Below are 7793 nucleotides of genomic sequence, written 5' to 3' on the forward strand. Positions count from 1 at the left end.
ACTTGGCCTGGTAGAAATTTTCGCCGACAGCAGTTGACTTACATCTTCACCGGATTTTTTCTGATTTCCTATCTGGGGTATAGTTTCATTATCAACAGTCCAAGCGACTTCACTGTGTGGACTTTTTATTTGTTTGGTGACTTGTTCACGACGTTAATGGTTGCTACATTTTTTGCATTTTTGAATGATAGTGTCACGCCAGACGGAGCCAAGCGTCTCTATGGCTTGATCGTTTTGGGTGGAGTTCTCGGCGGTGCAATTGGCGCTACGTTTTTTCGGGGTATGCTCGACTACCTAAGTAATTCATCGTGGCTATGGATTTGCTTTTTCATTTCAATTATGATTTTAGTCCTCGCCAATGCAGCCGGAAGGTTGGTAGAACGGAATCCACCACCAGAACCCTTTGAGCGAACGAGAGAAGTTTCACCCGACCAAAAGGAAAACCTGGCTCTGGCAGGGGCGAAGTTGGTCTTTAAATCACCCTATTTGATATCCATTGTAGCTATCGTTGGATTGTACGAAATAACATCACAAACACTCGACTTTCAGTTTACTTCAACCATTTCACACTATTTGGATGGGGATGACCTAAAAAGGCACTTTGCTACGGTATACGCTCTAAGCAACATTGTTGCTCTGTTTGTACAGATTTTCCTCACCAGTTTTGTAATGACCCGTTTTGGGCTTAAAACGGCTTTATTGGTTCTTCCTGCTGTGATAGTCATAGGGTCCGTGGGGTTTCTTGCTGTGCCTATTTTATGGGCTGGTAGCCTCTTGAATACAGCTGACAGCGGGTTTAGCTACGGAATTAACCAATCAGCGAAGGAAGCGCTATATGTGCCCACGAGCAAGGATGAAAAATATAAGGCGAAGGCCTTCATAGATATGTTCGTGCAGAGATTTGCAAAGGTTTTGGCGATCGGTGTAAGCCTCGCAATTACTACCTATTTCGCAGATTTCTCCAGCAAAAGGTGGCTTTCACTTTTTACGATAGCGATTGTATCTCTTTGGATTATTGCCGCAAGATACGCCGGTAAAAAATTTCATGAAATGACAAGTTAGTTTTGAAAAAAGACAGTACAACGCCTGGAATGTTTATACTTTGATGAAGCTCCTTCGCACTCTATTTTCCATCAGGGAGGGTGAGGGGTTTAGAGCTTCTTTGATGTTTGCTTATATTTTCCTTATTATTGCATCTTTAGTGGTTTTAAAACCTGTCAGTAAGTCTCTTCTTCTCTCCAAATTTGGCATTAATCAACTTCCTATTGCGATGATGCTTGTTGCCGTCTTTTCAACCATAATCATAATTATCTATCTTAAGTTTGCCAGCAAGGTCATGCTGAATCGATTGATCAGTAGAACGTTGTATGCATCCATTATTGCACTGTTCTTCTTTAGAGGTCTATTATTCATCGATGACCAAAAAGTCTGGTTTATCTATGCTTTTTACATTTGGGTAGCTATTTTGGGGGTCGTGTGGAGTTCACAATTCTGGCTGTTAGCAAATTATGTTTTTGATGCGCGAGAGGCAAAACGTCTCTTCGGATTTATCGGCGCGGGTGCGATAAGCGGCGGTATATTTGGCGGCTACCTGGCAAATTATCTTGCCGAACCGATAGGGACAAAAAATTTATTGCTGGTCTGCTGCTTTTTTATAGCGCTTTGCCTTTTTATCCTCCGGATTGTTTGGTTCAAAAGCGCCAGGTTAAATTATCGTGAGAGCGTACTACAGCAAAAACGGATCAAGCAAAAAGATACCAAGGGAAATCCGTTTCAACTTATCTTAAACTCAAAGCACCTCACTTATCTTGCTGGTATTGTCGGGCTTAGCGTAATTGTTGCAAAAATTGTAGATTATCAATTTAGCGCTATCGCAATGCAATCCATTCATCAAGAGGATCAACTTACAGCATTTTTTGGATTTTGGTTATCCACAATAAGTGTAATCTCGTTGTTTATTCAACTTGTATTCACAAACAAAATATTAAAAAAATTTGGCGTTAATAATTCATTGTTTTTCCTGCCTGCCGCCATTCTAATTGGTGCCGGTGCAATTTTGTTTCAACCCGTTTTATGGGCTGCGATTCTAATTAAGGTCAGTGATGGCAGCTTTAAACAATCTCTCCATAAAGCCGGGAAAGAGCTGTTAATTCTACCAATACCTGCTGCAATTAAGAATAAATCAAAGCAATTTATTGATGTCTTTGTTGTTAGTTTAGCCACAGGTGTGGCCGGGCTGGCGTTAATTGTGATTACCACAGTATTCCATCTTTCGGTTCAACATATCACCATTTTGTTGATTCTCTTGATAACCTTCTGGTTGATTCTGAATATTCGTATCAAAAAAGAATATTTAAATTCTTTTCGACTGGCGATTGAAAAAAGGAGCATTGACCTCGAAGAACAAACGGTTAATTTGGACGATGCTGCAGTTTTTCAAAATCTTACTAGCGTGCTTGAAGGCAATAATGAAAAGCAAATTCTTTATGTCTTAAATTTGATAGAAAATGTGAAGAATGATCGTTTCGTCCCAAATTTCAGATTGTTGATCAATCATCCATCCAGCTTGATAAAAGTAAAAACATTTGAGATCATATCAAAATATGACAATGTGGATTTTGTTTTTGAAGCCGGTGAACTTATTGAACACAAGGATCAAGAAGTACGAATAGCAGCAATGGAACACCTTTGTAAACATTCCCTTAATAAATTTGACATACTGAACAGGTTTCTGCATCATGAGGATTATTTGTTACAAACTTCTGCTTTGATTTGTGCTGCACAGGAATCCAGGGAAGATGATCAGTTAAATGAAGCGATAGATTTTAAGAGCATTATCGAAGAATTAATCGAAGATCGCTACAAACGGAATGAATCCGATGAAGCAAAAATTTTTATAAAGATCAGTATTGCCCGGGTAATTGGCACTGCAAAAAATCCGGAATTATATTCATATTTGCATAATCTATTGGCTCAAGAGCCACCCGAGGTTCTTGAGGCTGCGTTGTTTAATGCAGGACAAACAAAGGCAAAAGAATTCATTCAACCATTAATCGATCATCTGAATACAAAGCTGTTGAGAAAATCTGCACGAGAGGCCTTGGCAAATTATGGTGAAGATGTTATCGAAAGCTTGCATAAATATTTATGGCGCGTAGAGACCGGTAAAAATAAAAAGTTGGCAATGATTAAAGTACTGGCTTTAATTGGATCGCAAAAGTCAGTAAACTTGTTGACAGAATTATTAGCAGAAAAAGATTTGCAAATGCGTTATGAAGTGATCAAGGCGCTTAATAAACTGAAAGTTAAATTTCCGTTTTTGAAATTTGATGAAGGAAAAATCGAGCGTGAAATTCTCGAAGAAATAAAAAACTACTATCGAATATTGTTGGAATTGAACAATCAAAATAACCTGCAATCAAAACCTGGTAAAGTTGAACAAAAGGAAACCGAATTAAAAACAGCAAAAGCAAGACGGTTATTAGTAAAAGCGTTGGAAGAAAAAGTTGATATCAACCTGGAAAGAATTTTTAGATTATTAGGTTTACACTATACTCCAAAAGATATGTTTAATGCCTATCTGGGTATTACCAGCAGAACTACAATATTAAGAGCCAATGCAATCGAGTTTTTGGACAATGTGCTTGATTCAAGACTAAAAGAGTTAATCATCCCAATTGTTGAGTCAAAATCGCTTGAGCATGTCATGAATCATCTAAAAGAACAAATTGAAACTGAACCCCCGGAAACAAGTTGTTATTCAATTTTACTGAACGGTAATGACAATTGGCTAAAAGTCTGCGCACTCTACTCAATCGCAGAATCAAATGAAATTCAATGTAAAGAACATATTATGCCGCATCTAAAAAGTCAGGACCCTGTTGTCAAGGAAACTGCAGAATATGCACTCAATAAGCTTAATAGCATATATATGAACTGAAATAAACGCCCAATGCTAACGATCGTTGAAAAAGTAATCTTCTTGCAGGATGTGAGTGAATTTGAATACGCCACAACGGAAGATCTTGCTCATATTGCTGCAATAACAGAGGAAGTATCCGTAAATGAAAACGACATCCTTTACAAAGAAGGCGGCGTTTCTGACTCTATGTATATTGTCATCGAGGGTTGTGTTCGTCTCGATCGGAATGGCGCTGAAATCATGACTGCTAAGCACAAGGATGTATTTGGCGCCTGGGCCTTATTCGATGATGAACCGCGGGTAGTAACCGCGACTGCCATAGAGGAGACCCTTTTACTGAAAATTGAAAAAGAAGATTTTTATGATTTACTTTCAGATCATACAAATATTACGCAAGGGATTTTGAAATCGATAGCCAGGCGAATGAGAGGTCTAATGAAGAAAGTCGATCCTGATTCTCAATGATATAGTGTATAGATTGAACGATTTCGCCAGGATAACAATGGTGATGCTCGGAAATACCATCCTCTGATAAGCAACCTTTATTTCTTATCATTATCATGGAAAAACCCGAATAAAAAATGTTATTTTCAATTCATATGATTACTGTGTAAATAAAATGAAAGTCTCCAAAGAAAAAGATAAAGAATACTCTGAAGAGTACTTTGAATATTTTCTGGATATGATGCCAATCGGACTCGGCATTCGATCTAATGTAGATAAAGAGCCAAAGGTTGAATTCGAAAACAGGAAACTAAAGGAGATGTTCGATCAAACCAGTGCAGGACAAAGACTTCATTGGTACGAATCCGGCATCAGTAAAGATGTATCCAGAAAAGCATCAGTCTCCGAAAACAGCAATTATTCCGAGGAGCGAACATTTCCGAATGGCAGGGTGTACTTATTCACAGTGAGTTATTTTAAAAATCAAAAGGACGATTGGTGTGAATTGCAAATAGTCAAGGATATAACGCATCGATGTAAAGTAGAAGAAAGTCTGCAAAATGCTAATAAAGAATTATATCGTAAGGTTGAAGTGAGTATAGAAGAATTACGTGAGAAACATGACCAGTTAAACAAATCAGAAAAAATGGCAGCCCTTGGAAGCCTGATATTTGGAATTGCCCATGAAATCAATACCCCATTAGCTGCTCTGAACAGTAACAATGATGTTTTAATACGGACCACCGAGAAGTTGAAAAGTATCCTTTTTGATAAAAATATTCCCAATGAAATTCGTGAACACCCTAAAATTAAGATGATTTTGGAAAATTTCGAAAAGTTGACCTCAGTCAATTCAACTGCGGCGGAGAGAATAATTGCCATGGTAAACAGTTTACGAAGATATGCAAGAATGGATAAGCTTGAGAAGGAAGACATGAATGTTCATGAAGGGATGGACAATACACTCACTTTAATCCATCATCAAATTAAAAACCGTATTGAAGTTGACAAGAAATATAGTGAGCTTCCCCTGTTAAAATGTTATCCCAATAAAATAAATCAAGTATTTATGAATATTTTGGTAAATGCCGGCCAGGCGATTGAAGGCGACGGAAAGATTACGATAAAGACCTTTCTGGAAAATGAAAAAATCATAATCGAATTCAGCGACACCGGTAAAGGGATTTCTCCGGAGAATATTAGCCGGATTTTCGATTCTGGTTTTACAACGAAAGGTTCGGGTGAGGGTACAGGTCTGGGTCTGTCAATCGTAAAAAAAATTATCGATGAACATGATGGCACGATAGAAGTTGACAGTGAAGTTCTAAAAGGCACTACATTTCGCTTGAGGATTCCTGTTCAATAAGAATGAATACAAATACTCACAAATCTGATTCTGAAAATAATACCCCGGTTATCCTCATTTTGGATGATGAAGAAATGATCCTTGAAACACTGGGGGCGTTGTTCGAATCAGAAACAAGCTATACGGTTAGAACATTTTCGTCATCGGTATTGGCGCTTCAAGAACTTGAGAAAAGCCCGGTTGATTTAGTCATTTCCGATTTCCTGATGGCAGAAATGAATGGACTGGATTTTCTCCAACAAGTTAAGAAGATGTACCCGGATGTCCCGTGTATACTGCTGACCGGCTATGCAGATAAAGAAAATGCGATTAAAGCAATCAATGAGATTGGTTTATTTCAATACATCGAAAAACCCTGGGATAGCGATCATCTAATCTTAATTGTCCGAAACGCTCTTGCTTATAAACACCTAAATGTAGTAATAAAGGGAAAAATTAAAGAACTTGACCGGACTTTATTGAAGCTAAACAAGCTGGCAGAAAAAAACGAAATGCTTCAGGATGAATTATCCCTGGCCAAAAAAGTTCAAGAAAAGCTGTTGCCTGAGGTTAACCATTCTAAATACAATCTCCGGATTTCAGCCAAATACATTCCTGCTTTGGAAATTGGCGGCGATTTTTATGATATTACAAGTCTAAACGAAAACCAGGTTGCAATTTTAATTGCAGATATTACGGGTCACGGTGTACAGGCTGCCCTGAGTACCGTTCTTTTGAAGATGGCATTTTCTTCTTTTAATGGAATTAGTGCGACCACAGGGGATATCCTGACCGGAATGAATGACACTCTCTTCAAAGGGCTGCCCCAGGGTGTTTTTGTAGCAGCGCTTGTTTTAATCGTTGATTCTAAAACCGGAAGTTGCCGTATTGGTAATGGCGGTGTGCCTCATCCGATCCTTTTAAATCGGAAAACCGGTCAGGTGAAACATATAACCGTGAATGGTCTGGTCCTGGGAATGACAGATAAAGAGCACTATATATTGGGGCAGGAATTAACATTCCAATTAGAGAAAGATGAAGCTCTTTTATTATATACTGACGGCATTGGGGAAGCCCTAAATTCCGACAAGCAGGATTTTGAATCAAAGTATTTGCTTCAAACTGTAGAAGACAATATTAATAAACCGGGAAATGAAGTTCTGGATACATTGGTTGAAGCAGCCAGAAATTTTAGCGATCCCAAACATATTTGGGATGATATAACCTTAGTTTCGGTAGAATTAAAAGAATAGGCAAAGAAATGGAAAGCACATCAGGTAATGGGAAAATTGTTATTGTTGATGATGAAGACATGGTGTTAACCAGTCTCAACTCATTTTTGGCCCTTGAAACTGAATATGAAGTTTCAACCTTCACTTCAGCCAAAAATGCCATCGAGTATATAAAAGAAAATGATATCGACGTAGTCATTTCAGACTACCTTATGCCGGAGATGGATGGCATGAGTTTTCTAGCGGAAGTAAAAAAAATTAATCCTCAAATACCCCGCATTATTCTAACGGGTTATGCTGATAAAGAAAATGCCATAAAAGCGATCAACGAAGTGGGTTTGTTCCAATATATTGAAAAACCATGGGATAATGCCGATTTGCTTATCATTATCCGCAATGGTATTGAAAAAAATAATTTGATGAAAAATTTGGAAGACAAGATCAGTCAAATAAATAAGGCCTACGCAGAGCTGCAGGGAATTCATAAGGATATTTTAAAGACGTTTGTTTAGGGGGAATGAGTTAAGTAGGTTTTTATCAAAAGTAATAGTGAGTCTACTTTAAAAACCGATGCCATCGCTTTAAAAAATTGATACATAAAAACAAATACTTGTGAGAGCGATGGAATCGGTATCCCACCTTTTTAGAATGAACTCAATAGTTTTAAAGGAATTTACTCATTTTTAAATCGTTGCCTCGCTAATAAGGTAAGTTCAATAAAAACAGCATGAAAGGTTCGTCATAAGGCAAACCTTCTTTATTAGGGGGACAAATGTAGACAAATTGGGACTTAATAATAACGAAACTTTCCTTATAATAGTACGCACGATTTTAAGTCCAAGTTTTTGTT

At 37.9% G+C, this 7793-nt stretch carries 6 protein-coding genes; all 6 read left to right on the forward strand.

The window, feature by feature from the left end; translation table 11 throughout:
• Positions 1–1062 (forward strand): MFS transporter (locus IIC38_19030; protein ID MCH8128020.1); only part of this gene is annotated, 1062 nt, incomplete at its 5' end.
• 43 nt (positions 1063–1105) lie between these two features.
• Complete coding sequence (locus tag IIC38_19035; GenBank protein MCH8128021.1) at positions 1106–3940, forward strand: hypothetical protein; 2835 nt, start codon at positions 1106–1108, stop codon at positions 3938–3940.
• A 12-nt stretch (positions 3941–3952) separates the two neighbouring features.
• Positions 3953–4387 carry a cyclic nucleotide-binding domain-containing protein gene (locus tag IIC38_19040; GenBank protein ID MCH8128022.1) on the forward strand — a complete coding sequence of 145 codons (435 nt, stop codon included), beginning with the start codon at positions 3953–3955 and terminating at the stop codon, positions 4385–4387.
• 154 nt (positions 4388–4541) lie between these two features.
• Positions 4542–5732 carry a HAMP domain-containing histidine kinase gene (locus IIC38_19045; GenBank protein ID MCH8128023.1) on the forward strand — a complete coding sequence of 397 codons (1191 nt, stop codon included), beginning with the start codon at positions 4542–4544 and terminating at the stop codon, positions 5730–5732.
• A gap of 2 nt (positions 5733–5734) precedes the next feature.
• Positions 5735–6964, forward strand: a complete 1230-nt coding sequence (locus IIC38_19050) for a SpoIIE family protein phosphatase (protein ID MCH8128024.1) — start codon at positions 5735–5737, stop codon at positions 6962–6964.
• Positions 6965–6972: 8 nt separating this feature from the next.
• Positions 6973–7455, forward strand: a complete 483-nt coding sequence (locus tag IIC38_19055) for a response regulator (GenBank protein ID MCH8128025.1) — start codon at positions 6973–6975, stop codon at positions 7453–7455.
• Positions 7456–7793: the final 338 nt, after the last annotated feature.

This window comes from candidate division KSB1 bacterium, assembly GCA_022566355.1.
Taxonomy (GTDB): domain Bacteria; phylum Zhuqueibacterota; class JdFR-76; order JdFR-76; family DREG01; genus JADFJB01.